Source organism: Synechococcus sp. CS-197, assembly GCF_025128215.1.
GTDB lineage: Bacteria > Cyanobacteriota > Cyanobacteriia > PCC-6307 > Cyanobiaceae > Synechococcus_C.
In genome coordinates, this window is record NZ_JAHLZC010000016.1 from 54,681 (window position 1) to 71,002 (window position 16,322).

At 62.4% G+C, this 16,322-nt stretch carries 15 protein-coding genes; 10 read left to right on the forward strand and 5 right to left on the reverse strand.

Annotated elements, in window-relative coordinates; genetic code table 11:
• Positions 1-57 precede the first annotated feature (57 nt).
• The 6 genes from KQ296_RS06195 to KQ296_RS06220 all read left to right on the forward strand — a co-directional run bounded on the left by KQ296_RS06195 (position 58) and on the right by KQ296_RS06220 (position 6,479).
• The gene (locus KQ296_RS06195; RefSeq protein ID WP_011934291.1) at positions 58-1,812 is read left to right on the forward strand and encodes a diflavin flavoprotein; all 1,755 of its coding nucleotides are present in this window, start codon (positions 58-60) and stop codon (positions 1,810-1,812) included.
• Between the two features lie 44 nt (positions 1,813-1,856).
• Entirely contained in the window at positions 1,857-3,641 is a 1,785-nt protein-coding gene (locus KQ296_RS06200) for a flavin reductase (protein ID WP_399240586.1), read from the forward strand.
• Between the two features lie 74 nt (positions 3,642-3,715).
• A complete protein-coding gene (locus tag KQ296_RS06205; RefSeq protein WP_011934293.1) occupies positions 3,716-4,243 on the forward strand; it encodes an NAD(P)H-dependent oxidoreductase in 528 nt (175 codons plus the stop codon).
• A gap of 23 nt (positions 4,244-4,266) precedes the next feature.
• Positions 4,267-5,016 (forward strand): pirin-like bicupin family protein, encoded by a 750-nt coding sequence (locus KQ296_RS06210; RefSeq protein ID WP_011934294.1) that lies wholly within the window; start codon positions 4,267-4,269, stop codon positions 5,014-5,016.
• A 17-nt stretch (positions 5,017-5,033) separates the two neighbouring features.
• A complete protein-coding gene (locus KQ296_RS06215; RefSeq protein WP_011934295.1) occupies positions 5,034-6,035 on the forward strand; it encodes a DMT family transporter in 1,002 nt (333 codons plus the stop codon).
• Positions 6,036-6,272: 237 nt separating this feature from the next.
• Complete coding sequence (locus KQ296_RS06220; RefSeq protein WP_011934296.1) at positions 6,273-6,479, forward strand: hypothetical protein; 207 nt, start codon at positions 6,273-6,275, stop codon at positions 6,477-6,479.
• Between the two features lie 6 nt (positions 6,480-6,485).
• Here the strand turns inward: KQ296_RS06220 and KQ296_RS06225 are convergent, their stop codons facing one another.
• The 4 genes from KQ296_RS06225 to KQ296_RS06240 all read right to left on the reverse strand — a co-directional run bounded on the left by KQ296_RS06225 (position 6,486) and on the right by KQ296_RS06240 (position 11,568).
• Entirely contained in the window at positions 6,486-6,746 is a 261-nt protein-coding gene (locus KQ296_RS06225; protein WP_011934297.1) for a hypothetical protein, read from the reverse strand.
• Between the two features lie 97 nt (positions 6,747-6,843).
• Positions 6,844-9,780 carry an aminomethyl-transferring glycine dehydrogenase gene (gene gcvP, locus KQ296_RS06230; protein WP_011934298.1) on the reverse strand — a complete coding sequence of 979 codons (2,937 nt, stop codon included), beginning with the start codon at positions 9,778-9,780 and terminating at the stop codon, positions 6,844-6,846.
• Positions 9,781-9,837: 57 nt separating this feature from the next.
• Positions 9,838-10,227, reverse strand: coding sequence for a glycine cleavage system protein GcvH (gcvH, locus tag KQ296_RS06235; RefSeq protein WP_011934299.1), 390 nt, complete (start codon positions 10,225-10,227; stop codon positions 9,838-9,840).
• Positions 10,228-10,248: 21 nt separating this feature from the next.
• A complete protein-coding gene (locus tag KQ296_RS06240) occupies positions 10,249-11,568 on the reverse strand; it encodes a methionine gamma-lyase family protein (protein ID WP_011934300.1) in 1,320 nt (439 codons plus the stop codon).
• 120 nt (positions 11,569-11,688) lie between these two features.
• On the opposite strand from KQ296_RS06240, the gene KQ296_RS06245 reads away from it, so the two are divergent.
• Positions 11,689-12,600 carry a fatty acid desaturase gene (locus KQ296_RS06245; RefSeq protein ID WP_011934301.1) on the forward strand — a complete coding sequence of 304 codons (912 nt, stop codon included), beginning with the start codon at positions 11,689-11,691 and terminating at the stop codon, positions 12,598-12,600.
• Here KQ296_RS06245 and KQ296_RS06250 read toward each other — a convergent pair.
• Positions 12,588-13,313 (reverse strand): hypothetical protein, encoded by a 726-nt coding sequence (locus KQ296_RS06250; RefSeq protein WP_011934302.1) that lies wholly within the window; start codon positions 13,311-13,313, stop codon positions 12,588-12,590. The genes KQ296_RS06245 and KQ296_RS06250 overlap by 13 nt on opposite strands.
• A 55-nt stretch (positions 13,314-13,368) precedes the next feature.
• Here KQ296_RS06250 and KQ296_RS06255 point away from each other — a divergent pair, with 55 nt between their 5' ends.
• From KQ296_RS06255 to dnaB, 3 genes are all read left to right on the forward strand, one after another.
• Complete coding sequence (locus tag KQ296_RS06255) at positions 13,369-14,301, forward strand: fatty acid desaturase (RefSeq protein ID WP_041428707.1); 933 nt, start codon at positions 13,369-13,371, stop codon at positions 14,299-14,301.
• A gap of 41 nt (positions 14,302-14,342) precedes the next feature.
• Entirely contained in the window at positions 14,343-14,801 is a 459-nt protein-coding gene (gene rplI / locus KQ296_RS06260; protein WP_011934304.1) for a 50S ribosomal protein L9, read from the forward strand.
• Between the two features lie 97 nt (positions 14,802-14,898).
• Positions 14,899-16,317 carry a replicative DNA helicase gene (gene dnaB, locus KQ296_RS06265; RefSeq protein WP_011934305.1) on the forward strand — a complete coding sequence of 473 codons (1,419 nt, stop codon included), beginning with the start codon at positions 14,899-14,901 and terminating at the stop codon, positions 16,315-16,317.
• The last annotated feature ends 5 nt before the right edge of the window (positions 16,318-16,322 follow it).

Here is a 16,322-nt window from a genome sequence, read left to right on the forward strand (position 1 = left end):
TGCGTGCCATCTTCCAACCCGGAGTTCTTACAGTCGAGAACCGTCGAGATTGCAGCCATGGCCGCCTCCACCCAGGCCGTCGCCGGACGTTTGAGCCTTCAGTGCCAGGCCATCGCATCCGACAGCACAGCCATCCGTTCCCTTGACTGGGATCGCAGCCGCTTCGACATCGAGTTCGGCCTCCGCAACGGCACCACCTACAACGCCTTTTTGGTGCGGGGCGAGCGAACAGCGCTGATCGACACCAGTCACGCCAAATTCCGCGACAGCTGGATTCCCCTGCTGCAGGAGCAGATCGACCCGCAGGCCATCGATCACCTGATCGTGAGCCATACGGAGCCCGACCACTCCGGCTTGATCGCTGATCTTCTCGATCTCAATCCCGAGATCGAAATTGTGGGCTCAAAGGTGGCCCTCCAGTTTCTGAAGGATCAGGTGCACCGTCCGTTCCGCTCCCGCGCCGTGAAAAGTGGCGACAGCCTGGATCTCGGAGCAAACCCCGAGAGCGGAGTGGAGCATCGCTTCGAATTTCTCAGCGCTCCCAACCTGCATTGGCCCGACACGATCTTTTCCTTCGATCACGGCAGCGGCATCCTTTACACCTGCGACGCTTTCGGATTGCACTACTGCTCGGAGGAGCTGTTCGACAGCGACCCCGGGGCCATCGCACCCGACTTTCGCTTCTACTACGAGTGCCTGATGGGTCCGAATGCCCGCAGCGTGCTTCAAGCCATGAAACGCATGGATGGGCTGCCGGCGATCAACACCATCGCGGTGGGTCACGGACCGCTTCTGCGCCAACACCTCAGCCATTGGCTCAATGACTACCGGGAATGGAGCAGCCAGCGCAGCAAGGGCGACAGCTACGCGGCCGTGCTTTATCTGAGCCAATACGGGTTCAGTGATCGCCTCAGTCAGGCCATCGCCCATGGCATCGGCAAGGCCGAGGCCCAGGTTCAGCTCGTTGACCTGCGCGCAACCGATGCCCAGGAACTGTCGGCACTGGTGGGTGAGGCCAAGGCGGTGGTCGTTCCCACCTGGCCAGCCGAACCGGATGCGGAGCTGCAGAGCAGCATCGGCACCCTGCTGGCGGCACTGCACAGCAAACAGCTGGTGGGGGTGTACGACGCCTTTGGCGGCAATGACGAGCCCATCGATGCCGTGGCCGATCAGCTGCGGGCTCAAGGCCAAAAAACGGCCTTTGCCCCCCTGCGCATTCGCCAGCTTCCCTCAGGTGCGGATTACCAACGCTGCGAAGAAGCAGGAACCGATCTCGGACAACTGCTCACCCGGGAGAAAACCATCGCGGCCATGAAAAGCCTCGACGGTGACCTGGACAAGGCCCTGGGCCGTCTCAGCGGCGGTTTGTATGTGGTGACCGCCAGTCAGGGCGAGGGGGAAAGCCTGCGGCGCAGCGCCATGGTGGCCAGCTGGGTGAGCCAGGCCAGCTTCACGCCACCGGGGATCACCGTGGCGGTGGCCAAAGACCGGGCGATCGAAGCGCTCCTGCAGGTCGGTGACCGCTTTGTTCTCAACATCCTGCGCGACGACAACCACCAGCAGCTGATGCGCCATTTCCTCAAGCGCTTCCCGCCCGGGGCCGATCGGTTTGCAGGGGTGAATGTTCTTGAGAACGAGGCCCAGGGCGGCCCGGTGCTCGGTGATGCACTGGCTTATCTGGGCTGCCGAGTTGAGCAGCGGCTCGAAGGACCCGACCACTGGATCATCTATGCCGAGGTGGAGCAAGGCAATGTGGCCGACGCGGATGCCATCACAGCGGTGCATCACCGCAAAGTGGGGAATCACTACTGATGGCGACGTCCGTGTCTCCTGCAGCGACCAGCACGGAACGGCAGATGATCACACTGCCAATTGCCGAGGGCCTGTGCTGTTTTCGCGGCCTGAGCCCCCAGCGCTCGCGATTCGAACTGGAATACGCCCTGGAACGGGGAAGCACGGCCAACAGCTTCCTCTTCGCAGCCGGCCCTGACCCGTCCGGCGTCAGGCAAGCCGCTGTTTTGGTGCACCCACCGGGAGCGGCCTACGCGTCTGTTTTTTTGCCGGTGCTTCACCAGGCCCTTCCAGACCCCGCGGCCAAGCTGGTGGTGGTGGTGGGTCATGTGAATCCCAACCGCGTGGCCCTGCTCAGGGATCTGGCTTGCGCTTATTCCGGCCTGGAACTGGTGGCCTCCAATGCAGGAGCAAAACTGCTGCGGGAGTTGTGGAGCCTGCGCCGCCCACCGGCCCCGGGCGATGACACCCCCCAGCCGCCACTGCCCGATCTCCCGGAGATCCACGTGATTCGTCAGGAGCAGACGCTCCCGGTGAGTCACGGTCATCAGCTGCAGGTGCTTCCAGCACCCACCCCTCGTTGGCCAGGTGGACTGCTGGCGTTCGAGGAGACCCTCGGATTGCTGATGAGCGACAAGCTCTTCAGCGCCCACATCTGCACATCGGCTTGGGCCGAGTCGAACCGCAGTGAGACCGAGGAGGAGCGCCGCCATTTCTACGACTGCCTGATGGCACCGATGGCCAGCCAGGTGGATGCCCTGGTGGAACGGCTGGAGGAACTGGACATCCGCACCGTGGCCCCCGGCCATGGGCCAGCGATCGACACCAGCTGGCGCAGCCTGTTCAACGACTACCGGCGCTGGGGTGAAAGCCAGCAGCAGGCGTCCCTCTCGGTCGCCCTTCTGTTTGCCAGCGCTTACGGCAACACGGCAGCGATCGCCGATGCCCTCGCCCAGGGAGTGAGCCGCACAGGCGTGCGCGTCACAAGCCTGAACTGCGAATTCACGCCAGCCGATGAGCTGGTGCGCACGATTCAAATGGCCGATGGCTTACTGATCGGCTCGCCCACACTGGGAGGTCATGCCCCCACGCCAATCGTGTCGGCCCTCGGCACCCTGCTGGCTGAGGGAGACCGCAGCAAGCCCGTTGGTGTCTTCGGCAGCTTCGGCTGGAGCGGCGAAGCGATCGACCTCCTGGAAACCAAACTCAGGGACGGTGGCTTCCGTTTCGCCTTCGATCCGATCCGGATCAAATTCAGTCCTGATGCCGCCACCGTGCGCACCCTTGAGGAAACCGGAACGCGCTTCGGCCGTTCCCTGCGCCAGGAACAGCGCAAACAACAGCGACGCGGTGGTGGTGGTCTGCGTGAGAGTCGCAGTGACCCGGCCGTGCTGGCCCTCGGACGGGTGGTGGGCTCCCTTTGCGTGCTCACAACCCGCAAGGGTTCCCTCAGTGGCGCCATGGTGGCCAGCTGGGTGAGCCAGGCCAGCTTCACGCCACCGGGGATCACCGTGGCAGTGGCCAAAGACCGGGCTGTGGAGGCCTTGCTGCACAAAGGCGATCGCTTTGCTCTCAATGTGCTGGCGGAAGGCCGGGAAAGCGGGCCGATGAAGCAGTTCCTCCAACCCTTCGAGCCCGGCGCCGATCGTTTTGAAGGCCTTGACCTGCAGTTGAGTCCCTCCGAGCAGCCGCTGCTGCCCGAAGCCCTGGCCTGGATGGACGCAGAGGTGAAGCAGCGGATGGAATGCGGTGATCACTGGCTGGTGTATGCAGAAGTGCTCCATGGCGGCCTGTTCGACAGTGAGGCCAACACCGCCGTGCACCATCGCCGCAGTGGCGCGAACTACTGAGCCTGGCTGGATGAATTCGGGCAAGCCCTCAAAAAACCAGACACAATGCAGTGTCTTCAACGGATCATCCGGTCATGAGCACCGCCAGCAATCCCGATGTTCTGGTGATCGCCGCCAGCAATGGTGAGAACCTGAAGTTGGCGCAGCGTTTCGTCGACGAAGCCAAAGCACAAGGCAAGTCTGCTGATCTGTTGGATCTCACCACTCTGGATCTGCCGCTGTTCACCCCACGGGTGAAGGACCAGGGAATCCCCGACGGTGTCCGCCCCCTGCATGAGCAACTGATGGGAGCCCCACGCTGGGTAATCTGTGCTCCTGAGTACAACGGGTCGATCCCCCCGGTGCTCACCAGCGCCATCGCCTGGCTGTCGGTGCAGGGGGACGATTTCCGTGCCCTGTTCAACGGCCGGCCCGTGGCCATGGCCAGCTTCTCTGGAGGCCCTGGCATCGAACTGCTGATGGTGTTGCGCACCCAGCTCACCCATCTCGGTGCCCAGGTTGTGGGCCGCACCCTGGCAGGCAACCAGAACCGTCCACCCCGGGACAGCTCCCTGCAGGATCTGCTGAACCGGCTGATGCAGATGACACCGCTGAGCCTCTGAGCAACCGATTCCATCCCTCCCCCATGCGTGAACCGGTTTCACTTCCAGCCGATACCATCCCCGATGTGCTGCTGCGCCGCGCCGAAGACCGCTTCCACAGCAGCAACGACTGGCTCGAGTCTTGGCACAGCTTCTCGTTTGCAGGCCACTACTCCCCTGACTGGATGGGCTATGGCCCCCTGCGCGTGATCAACGACGACACGATTGCGGCAGGTCGGGGCTTTGGCATGCACCCGCACCGCGACATGGAAATCATCACCGTGATGATCCAGGGCCAGTTGAACCATCGGGATTCCATGGGCAACAGCGGCGTGATCAACGCAGGCGATGTCCAGCGCATGAGCGCTGGCACCGGCATCGTTCACTCCGAGATCAATGAAGGCCATGAGGCTTGCCGTCTGCTGCAGATCTGGATCGAGCCCAGCGAGGAAGGACTCTCACCGGCCTACGAACAGCGGACCCTCAGCATCGAAGCCAACACCTGGACGCCCCTACTGGCCCCAAACGCCCCCTCGGTGATGGCCATCGAGCGTGCAGTGAGCCTTTGGCGCGCCCAGCCCAGAGCTGGTCAGACCCTGGCGTGGCCTGCCCAATCCATCGAGCGCGGCTGGATCCAGGTGATTGAGGGCGAGATTGAGCTGCCGCGACCATCAGCAACAAGCATTCGCTTGCGCAAAGGTGACGGGCTGGGGTTCAAGGGATCATCGACCAATCTCAAGATCCTGCAAAGCCATTGCGACAACAGCGATGTGCTGCTGTTCGCACTGCAGTGATGGCGATAAAAGGGCTGATGTCGCCTCAGCTCGAAGTGCTGGTGTCGCGCTCCATGGCATCGATGCGACCGGTGGTGATCTCCTTGTTTGTGATCAATGCCATGGCCCTGGGCCCCGGTGTGGCCCATGTGCTCGTTCCATGGAACCCATGGAATGCCCTGCTCGCTGGGAACCTCTGTGCTGCCGCGCTCCTGCTGGTCTGGCATCAACCGCGCCTGATGCTGCAGCAAGCACGCCAAACATCCTGGCGCTCCTGGCTGTTGATCCTGGTGGATGCCGCTCTGGCCTCCTCGCTCTCAGCCCTGATCTTCGTGGGGCTGGAATCCACTTCAGCCAGCAATGCCATCCTCATCGGCCGCCTGGCTCCAGTGCTCTATGCCTTACTCGGCGCCGTGTTTTTCCGCTCTCGCGTGTCGGCCCAAGAATGGTTCGGCTACGGCTTCATCATCGTGGGGGTGATGGGAATCGTCTTGATCGGCAATCATGAGGTGATCCGCCGGGGTGATCTTCTAATCCTGGTCTCCACCTTTGTGTTTGCCATCTCATCCATCATCGGCAAAGCGGCTGTCAAAGATGCTGTGGACGTTGAGCTGCTGTTGTTTGCACGCAACGTTGTCTCCAGCCTGCTGTTCTTTGGTGTTGCTGGATCCCTGCTTGGCTTTCAACAGTTCGAACCGCTCAGCCATGCACTCTTCTGGCTGATCATGCTGCTCTATGCGGCGCTTCTGATCGTGGTTTCGCAATACCTCTGGTATCACTCATCACGGTCTTTAAGCACAATCAGCATGGGCCGTTGGGCCGCACCAGGGCCGCTGATCGGACTGCTGGCAGCCTTCCTGGTCACTGGAGACCGGCCGAGCGCAGCACAACTGCTGGGAGCGGCAGTGATCGTGCTCGGCGTGACGATCACCACCCTCAAAACAACCCGGCCTGAGTCGAGCAGCCATGACGAAGCGCTTGAGAAGAAAGTGACCCTGGCGGATTCGCACCACCCGATTGGCGGATGTGCATGCTCTTGATCAAGACGCTAGGTGTAGGGACTGCATCGAGAACGTGCCCTCAAGGTTTCAGCTAACAAGAAAAGCGGTCTTCACCAGAACTTAATCAGCAAAATTGAAATTCACTGGCTTTTGAGTGAACAAACGGAGCGCCGATAAACAAACTTAAACCTGATCCCAAAGAGAATCAGCAATTGACACACACCCCAGATGTTGTGCCCTGAAATGGCATCGTCACCACACATCGTCCCTTCGAGAATGGGATTTCAAGAAGAGCGCCAATACGCGGTTCGTTACCGCGGCTTTGTTTTGCTGCAACAACGCAACCACAGCTGGCTGGTGCGGCCCGAACGCAGCCCGATGACCCTGCTCCCTTTTCGCACACCCACCTGCTCGCTGGAGGATGTCAAAGCACTGGTGGATTGGCGGCTTCAACAGGAAGCCAAACTGCTGTCGGTTGCCTGAGCGGGCTCAGGCAGCCTGCGGAGGTGGTGTTGGTGAACCCTGGGGCTGGAAGGGAATCACCAACGTGGCCCAACGCTCCGGACGCTCCGGACGCTGGCGACGGGCCTGACGCACGCCAAAGGGAACGCGCAACACATTGGTGCCTTCGATGGGCAGGGTATGACCGCGTCCGAGTGCGTCCTGGAGACATCCAGGAATTTCAGGAAGCTGGAGGCCCTCAGCATCTTTCGAGGCTGATGCTGAACCGTTGGGTGTGTCGCTGATCATGAATCTCCTTCAATGCGACGCGATGCTGTGCAGTGTGGTGATGAAACCATCTGCCAAGTGAAAAATCGAATGTTTAATTTTCGATTTCGGTGAAAATTTATCGCACTGAAAGCGATTCAGCCACATCCACCACGCTCGGGCAGGTGCAAATCAGGTTGCGATCACCAAAGGCATTGTCGATGCGAGCCACGGCGGGCCAGAACTTGGTCTGCTGCTGGCCAGGCAGTGGGAAAGCAGCTTCTTGCCGCGAGTAGGGCCTCTCCCAGTGATCGTTGGTCACGGCCGCCAGGGTGTGGGGTGAGCGTTTGAGGGGATTGTTCTCGCGATCGCTCTCGCCGCTCTCAATCCGGGCCACCTCCGCCCGGATGGCAATCATGGCGTCACAGAAACGATCGAGTTCGTCGAGGCTCTCGCTCTCTGTGGGCTCCACCATCACGGTGCCGGCCACAGGCCAGCTCACGGTGGGGGCATGGAAGCCGTAATCCATCAAACGCTTGGCGAGATCATCCACTTCCAGCCCTGCGCTGCGTTTCAGTCCGCGCAGATCAAGGATGCATTCATGGGCCACCAGACCTCCCTCACCCCGAAACAACACGGGATAGTGCGCGTCCAGGCGATGGGCCAGGTAGTTGGCCGACAGCAGGGCCACCGCCGTGGCGGTGCGCAATCCTTCAGCACCCATCATGCGCAGATACATCCAGCTGATCGGCAGGATTCCGGCACTGCCCCAGGCCGCTGCTGACACTGGCGAAATCCCCTGATCCCCCCCGCACTGCATCAGCGGATGACCCGGCAGAAACGGCTGGAGATGGGCCGCGACCCCGATCGGACCAACCCCAGGGCCGCCACCACCGTGGGGAATGCAGAAGGTCTTGTGCAGATTCAGATGGCAGACATCGGCGCCAAAGGCACCGGGGCGGCACACCCCCACCTGGGCATTGAGGTTGGCGCCATCGAGATACACCTGGCCTCCGTGCTCATGCACCAGAGAGCAGATCTCTCGAATCCGGGTTTCAAACACCCCGTGGGTGGAGGGATAGGTGACCATCAGGGCCGCCAACACATCGGCGTGCTGCTTGGCTTTGGATCGCAGGTCCTCCACATCCACGTTGCCGTCGTCATCACAGGCCACAGCCACCACGCGCAGTCCAGCCATCACCGCACTGGCGGGGTTGGTGCCATGGGCACTGGTGGGAATGAGGCACACATCGCGCTGGGCCTCGCCGCGGGACCGATGCCACGCCCGGATCACCAGCAAACCGGCGTACTCCCCCTGGGAGCCGGCATTGGGCTGCAATGACACCGCAGCAAAGCCTGTGAGAGCTGCAAGCCAATGCTCCAGATCACGGATCAGCGCCTGAAATCCCTTCTGTTGGGCCACGGGGGCAAAGGGGTGGATCGCCGCGAACTCACGCCAACTCACAGGAGCCAGCTCAGCTGCCGCATTGAGCTTCATGGTGCAGCTTCCCAACGGGATCATGCCGTGCACCAAGGAGAGATCCTTGCTGACGAGGCGCTGGATGTAGCGCATCAATTCGGTTTCGCTGCGATAGCCCTGAAACACGCTCTGTTGAAGCCAGGGGCGCTCTCGCAACGGCACCCCGGCCATCGCCGCCGTTGGATTGGCAAGCGGCGACAACGGCGGTAACTCCTTTTGGACCACCTCCGCGACGATCGCGAGCAGACTCTGAATCTCCGCTTCATCGCTGAGCTCATCCAGGCTGATCCCGAAGCCAAGAGCTTCGTCCGCTGGCACACCGTCGGGCAGCACCCTGAGATTGAACCCTTCGCGATCCGCCAGGCGATGCACTGCAGGAGCCTGAGGGCAATGCACATCAAGGCTGTCGAAGCGAGCGCCGCCTGGCACAGGGAAACCAAGCGCCGCCAGCCCCTGCTCCAGACGGGAGCGCAAGATCACAATCCGGTTGGCGATGGCCTCCAACCCCTCGGGGCCGTGATGAATGGCGTAAAACGACGCCATCACCGCGAGCAGAACCTGGGCGGTGCAGATGTTGCTGGTGGCCTTGTCCCGGCGGATGTGCTGCTCACGGGTTTGCAGGGCCAGGCGCAGGGCTGGACGCCCCTCGGCGTCCCGGGACTGACCCACCAGCCGGCCAGGCACCTGGCGGCGGTAGGCATCACGGGTGGCGAAGAACGCTGCATGGGGCCCGCCACCACCCATGGGAACCCCAAAGCGCTGGGCACTGCCCACAGCGATGTCTGCACCGAGATCTCCCACGGGCTCGAGCAGCACCTGCGCCAGCGGATCAACAGCAACGGTGACCAGGGCTCCGTGCGCATGGGCCCGTTCGATACAGGCGCGCGGGTCCCAAAGCCGGCCGCAGCGTCCGGGAAGCTGCAGCAAGACGCCAAAAACATCCTCACCCCAACGGAAGTCCGTCGGCTCGGCAACCTCCAGCTGCACACCGATGGGCTCACAGCGGGTGCGCAACACGGCCAGGGTCTGGGGCAGCACGGCGGCATCCACCAGGAAACGGCATGCGCCCTCGCGTTTGCACACACCAAAGCTCATCGACATGGCCTCGGCTGCGGCCGTGGCCTCATCGAGCAAGGATGCGTTCGCGATCGGCAGTCCCGTCAGCTCACTGATCAGGGTCTGAAAATTCAGCAGTGCTTCCAGACGCCCCTGGGCGATCTCCGCCTGGTAGGGGGTGTAAGCGGTGTACCAAGACGGATTTTCCAGCACCTGGCGTTGGATCAACGCCGGCGTGGCGGTGCCGAAGTAACCCAGGCCAATCAAGGAACGGCTCAGTTGATTGCGGCTGGCCAGCGTTCGCAACTCAGCCAGAGCAGGGGCTTCATCCACTCCTGCAGGCAGATCCGCGCAGGGGGGCTGAGCGTCGAGGATGTCGCCTGGAACAACCGCTTGGAGAAAGGCGTCAAGGTCTGCATAGCCAAGGGCTTGCAGCATCCGCTTCACCGCCTGGGCGTCCGGTCCGATGTGGCGGTGAACGAATGAAGAGATGGGATCAACGCTGCTGGGGGCCGCCGTCCGCTGATCGAGCAGGGTCATGGGGCCAAAGCAATCCCCCGAACTGTAAGAAACCTGCCGGACAATCGATTCAGGGCGTCAGGTGGCGGCCACCTTGGCCGCGTAGGTGGCCGCATCCATGAGCTGATCCATCTGACTTGGGTCACCGGGTTGAATCACCAGCAGCCAACCCTCGCCGTGGGGGTCGTTTTGAAGTTCCTCCGGATTGGCCAGCAAGGCCTCGTTGCGCTGGAGCACCACTCCACTGAGAGGCGCGTACATCTCTTCGACGGCCTTGACCGACTCCACGGTGCCGAAGCTGCTGCCGCGGTTGAGTTCAGCGCCCACCTCCGGCAAATCCACAAACACGATGTCACCAAGCTGATCAACGGCATAGGCACTGAGCCCGATCCGAACCGCGGCGGCGTCCTGCCAGGCGTATTCGTGGCTGTCGGCGTAACGGTATGAATCAGGGAAATCGAAGGCCATCGGGCCAGAGTTGGGCAATGTTCACCCAGTGTGGGTCAGATCCAGCCGTCCTGCCGCAGCCAGTGCCTGCAGGGCATCGATCAACGCCAACTCCACATGGGCGCGGTGTGTGCCGCCCTGCACATAGAGATTGAACGGTTCCCTCAAGGGGGCGTCAGCGGAAAATTCACTGGTGCTGCCGTCGATGAAGGTGCCTCCAGCCATCACGAGGTCACTGGCATAACCAGGCATCGCCGCTGGCACGGGATCGAGATAGGAGCCCACCGGTGAACAGGCCTGAAAGGCACGGCACACCACCTTCAACGCCTCGGCATCCCCCAACTGCACCGCTTGAATCAGATCGCTGCGCGACGCCCCGGCGGCTGGCTGCACGCGATAGCCAAGATCGGCGAACACTCCGGCCACCAGATCAGCACCGATCAGGGATTCCGCCACCATCTGCGGAGCCAGGAACAGCCCCTGGAGCAGCAACCGATGCAGATCGAAGCCCGTGCCGCCCTCACGGCCAATCCCTGGAGCTGTGAGACGGCAACAGGCCTGCTCCACCAAATCGCTGCGGCCGGCGACGTAACCACCAGCAGGAGCAATGGTGCCTCCGAGGTTCTTGATCAGCGAACCGGCCACCAGATCCGCTCCCACGGCCGGCGGCTCCTGGTCTTCCACGAGCTCGCCGTAGCAGTTATCAACAAAACAGATGCAGTCGGGCTGGCGCCGGTGAATGCGCTCACAAAGCCTGCCGATGCTCTGCACGCTGAGAGAGGGGCGCCAGCTGTAGCCACAACTGCGCTGAATCAACACCAATTGGCAGGGCTGATCGAGCAGCTGATCGAGTCCTTCCTCATCCACTGAACCGTCGGGACGCAGAAGACACTCGTCGTAGGCAACGCCGAAGTCCCGAAGGGAACCCTGCCCCTCACCGCGCAGACCGATCACTTCCTCCAGGGTGTCGTAGGGGCGTCCAGTCGCCGACACCATGCGATCTCCCGGACGCAGCACTCCGAACAGAGCTGCAGCAATGGCGTGAGTACCGCTGACGAATTGCAGCCGGACCGCTGCGGCTTCGGCACCCAGCACCCTGGCGAACACGCGATCGATCACCTCACGCCCCTGATCGCCATGGCCGTAACCACTGACTGAGGCGAAATGCTGAGGACCGACCCGTTCCGCCGCAAAGGCGTCCAGAACCCGTCGCAACCGGGACGCCACCGCAGCGGTTCGCTGCCGGGCGACAGGTTCCAAACGCTCGCGAACGGCTGCAACCCGTGCTCGGGCTAAAGCGTGTGCCTCTTGGGGTTCCAGGGGAGGTTTGGAGGGATGTGCTCCCGACCGTTCTGAAGCCATTGCCATCGAAAACTCGCGGTGAACCTGCTGCGTTCTCTTACATTCACACTTCCTACCGTCTGTTTCCTTTCCTTCTGTATCCGTTCGGACCGCAGCTGGATCGGATCATGGAGATTCTTCTTGGTTACCACCAGCCCAGCCGACACCGGCAGTCAACGGGAGCTGCGCATGCGCGCAGCCGTGATGGCGCCCAGAGCACCGTTGCCGCGGCGGCAGCGGCGTTTGAAAGGAGGAACCACCAGCTTCATGGTGGTGATGCACGTGCTGGCCACCGTGGCTCTGCTGCCCCGGTTTTGGAGCTGGCAAGGTCTCGCCGCCTTCGCCGTTCTGTATTGGATGACGGTGCTCGGAGTGACCCTGGGACTGCACCGGCTGGTGGCGCACCGGAGCTTCGAGGTGCCCTCATGGCTGGAGAAAATCTTGGTGGTGATGGGCACCCTGGCCTGCCAGAGCGGGCCGATCGAGTGGATTGCACTGCACCGCCATCACCATCGCTTCTCCGACCAGCCCAATGACCACCACGACGCCGGTCGCGGTCTCTGGTGGAGCCATAGCGAATGGATGCTTCACGAAATCCCGGCTTTGGAGCACAAGGAGCGTTACGCCGGTGATCTGCTCAGCAGTCCTTTCTACGTGTGGCTTGACCGTTGGTTCCTGCTGCTGCAGATCCCTCTGGGTTTAGCGCTGTACTGGTATGGCAATGCGGCCGGCGTGCACGGCGGCGGGCTCGGACTCGTGCTCTGGGCCATTCCCCTGCGTCTCGTGGTCGTGTACCACGTCACCTGGCTGGTGAATTCCGCCACCCATGCGTTCGGTTACCGCAATTTCAACTGCCCGGACCTCTCCCGCAACTGCTGGTGGGTGGCGGTGCTGTCCTTCGGCGAGGGTTGGCACAACAACCACCACGCCCATCCGGCCAGTGCCCGTCATGGCCTGCGCTGGTTCGAGGTGGACATCACCTGGCTGCACATCCGACTGCTGCAGAAACTGGGGCTGACCCGCAGGGTGCGCCAGGCCCGTTACCCCGGCTGAGTGCTCGCACGCAGCTCGGCCAGGAAGGCTTCAGCGCTGAGACCCTGTCGCCCTTCCAGCTTGAGGTGCGTGGCATAAAGATCGAGGAACTCACCATCGAGTTCCTCGGCGCTGTAGTCACGCATCCCCGCCATCACTTCGGCGAAACGTTCGCGGCGCTGGGTTTTGCTCACCGGGTAAGCCTCCATCACCAGATCGCGGCACTGACGCCACGACTGACCGCGGCAGAGCCTGTCGGCGATGGCAGCACTCAGAAGCGCCGACTCCTGGGGCGCAATCCGCCAATCGAAGCCAGGGGGCAAGGACGCCAAGCCCACAAAGATCTCGAACAAAGCCCCCGCACCCAGAGGGTTGGACCGGGCATCGAGCAAGGGCACCGATCCGTCTTTCAACACCTTGAGCAGATCGGGATGCACCTCAGCCAGGTGCTCCTGGATCGGGGCCAGACCAGCGTGAAGCACGGCATTGGCCTGACCGAGAGCAAGAAACACCTCAGGCCCTGGAGACGCGAGCTTGCCGTTGCGCAAGTTGGAGATCTGGGAGTTGTGCACACGGCCCAGATCCAGCGCATCAGCCAACGCAGGCAACACCTTGTGCGACCAACCATTGCGCTCATGCCAGACATGAATGAGGTGGGCCATCGCCTGGCGACCCTCGGCCAGCTGATCGCGGTAACCCCTGGTCACATGATCAGCATCATTGGTGTTGCTCATTGCTTGATACGGATCCGTATTGCGTATAGTCTGCGGATATCAACCAGGTCAGGCCATGGTCTCCAGCGTTATCACTGCGCCATCACCCCCCAGTCGACCGGCAGCTTCGCACCGGGCCCAGGCACTTGCAACTCTGTTGCACCAGCCTCGACGGGGCAAAATCTCCGTGGAACCCAAACAAGGGCTGCAATGGATGACGATCGGTTTCATGATCGTGATTCACAGCTTGGCCCTGTTGGCCTTGCTGCCGATGTTCTGGAGTTGGCAGGCCGTCACCAGCCTGCTGGTGCTCTATTGGGTCACCGCCTGCCTGGGCGTGACCATCGGCTATCACCGCCTGCTGTCGCACCGATCCTTCCAGCTCCCCCACTGGCTGGAACGCTTCTTCGCCACCTGCGGCGCCCTCAGCTGCCAGCACGGTCCGATTGATTGGGTGGGATTGCACCGCCATCACCACAAGTTTTCTGATACGGATGCGGATCACCACAACAGCCATCGCGGCTTCTGGTGGAGCCACATGGGTTGGATGTTCGAACCCGTCCCAGCCATGCAGGCCGTGCCGCGCATGACCGGCGATCTGGCCCAGGATCCGTACTACCGCTGGCTGAACAACAATTTCCTGCTGCTGCAGTTGCCGTTGGCCGCACTGCTGTTCTGGATCGGCACCGCCACCGGAGCGGGAGGATGGGCCCTGGTGCTGTGGGGCATCCCCCTGCGCCTCGTGCTCGTGTATCACGTCACCTGGCTGGTGAACTCCGCCACCCACTGCTGGGGAACCGTGGCTTACGACAGCGGCGACGCTTCCCGCAACAACAAGTGGGTGGCCGCTCTCACCTTCGGCGAAGGCTGGCACAACAACCACCACGCCTATCCCCACTCCGCCCGCCACGGACTGCAGCCGGGGCAGATCGACCTCACCTGGGAACACATCCGACTGATGCGCGCCCTGGGATTGGCCACAAAAATTCGCCTGCCCGTGGCGTCGTAAAGTTATCGATCGCTCATTCGTCGTCGTCCGAAATCATCGCCATGGCCAAGCGCGTACAAGTCGTTCTGAATGAGGACGTTCTCAGCCTCGGCCGGGACGGCGACATGGTGGAAGTTGCCCCCGGGTATGCCCGCAACTTCCTTTTGCCTTACGGCAAAGCCGTCCCCGTCACCCCCGCGGTGATGAAGCAGGTGGAGCACCGCCGGGCCAAGGAGGCTGAGCGCCAAGCCGCGCTCAAGCAGGAAGCCCTGGCCTTCCGCACCGCCCTCGACACGATCGGTCGCTTCACCGTGAAGAAGCAAACGGGCGATGACGACGTGCTGTTCGGCACCGTCACCAACGGTGATGTGGCTGAAGTGATCGAGGAGGCCACCAAGAAAGAGGTGGACCGCCGCGACATCACCGTTCCCGACATCCACCGCACCGGCAACTACAAGGTCAGCGTCAAGCTGCACAGTGAGGTCACTGCTGAGATCAACCTGGAAGTGGTCAGCTACTGAACCCTGTCGCCGATGGACGGGTGAGGCCGTCACAACCCACTCTGTTGCGTGCTCCCAAGTACGCCAGAGTGGGCATCGGCGTTGAAAGATCAGGCCCATGGTGAGCGTTCCCCTGACGGATGCCGGTGGCGAGTCCACCGATGGGGATCGCCGCGGTTTCGGCAAGGGGCGTCGCAGGGATGAACCCAACTTCGAAGCCCTGCCCGATTCCTTGCCGCCCCAGAACCTGGAGGCCGAGGAAGCGGTGCTGGGCGGCATCCTGCTGGACCCCGACGCCATCGGCCGGGTGGCGGATGTGTTGCAGCCGGAAGCGTTTTATCTCGGTGCGCATCGGGAGATCTTCCGCACGGCGGTGATGCTGCACAGCCAAGGCAAACCCACCGACCTCACGGCGATGACGGCCTGGCTGGCCGACACGGGAGCGCTCGAGAAAGTGGGCGGCAGCAGTCGGCTCGTGGAGCTGGTGGAGCGAGTGGCCTCCACCGCTTCGATCGAGCAGGTGGCACGCCTGGTGATGGACAAGTTCCTGCGCCGGCAGCTGATCCGCTCCGGAAACGAGGTGATCCAGCTGGGCTTTGACCAGAGCCTGCCGATGGAGCAGGTGCTCGATAAAGCCGAACAGACGATCTTCGCCATCAGTCAGGAGAAGCCCTCGAAGGGCCTCACCCCCACCGCCGAAATTCTCACCAGCACCTTCAACGAGATCGAAAGCCGCTCGCTTGGCACCTCGGTGGCGGGCATCCCGGTGAATTTCTACGACCTGGATGCCATGACCCAGGGCCTGCAACGCAGTGATCTGATCATCGTGGCCGGACGCCCAGCGATGGGCAAAACCTCGATCGTGCTCAACCTGGCCAAAAACGTGGCCCAGCTCCACGACCTGCCGGTGTGCGTGTTCTCCCTGGAGATGAGCAAAGAGCAGCTCACCTACCGGCTGCTGTCGATGGAAGTGGGCATCGAAGCAGGGCGCCTGCGCACAGGCAGGCTTCAACAGGAGGAGTGGCCGCTGCTGGGCCAGGGCATCAACACCCTGGGGCAGCTGCCGATCTTCATCGACGACAAACCCAACTCCGGTGTGCTGGAGATGCGTTCCCTCTGCCGCAGGCTGATGGCGGAGCAGGGCAAGGAGCTGGGCCTGGTGGTGATCGACTACCTGCAGCTGATGGAGGGATCAAGCCCTGACAACCGCGTGCAGGAAATTTCGCGCATCACCCGGGCCCTCAAACAGATGGCCCGGGAGCTGAACGTGCCAGTGATCGCCCTCTCCCAGCTCAGCCGAGGTGTGGAGTCGCGCACCAACAAACGACCGATGCTGAGCGACTTGCGCGAATCCGGCTCGATCGAGCAGGACGCCGACCTGGTGCTGATGATCTACCGCGACGAGTACTACAACCCGGAAACCCCCGACCGGGGCATCACCGAAGTGATCGTGACCAAGCACCGCAACGGACCGGTGGGCACCGTGAAGCTGCTGTTTGAGCCCCAGTTCACGCGCTTCCGCAACCTGGCGGCGTAAGCCGA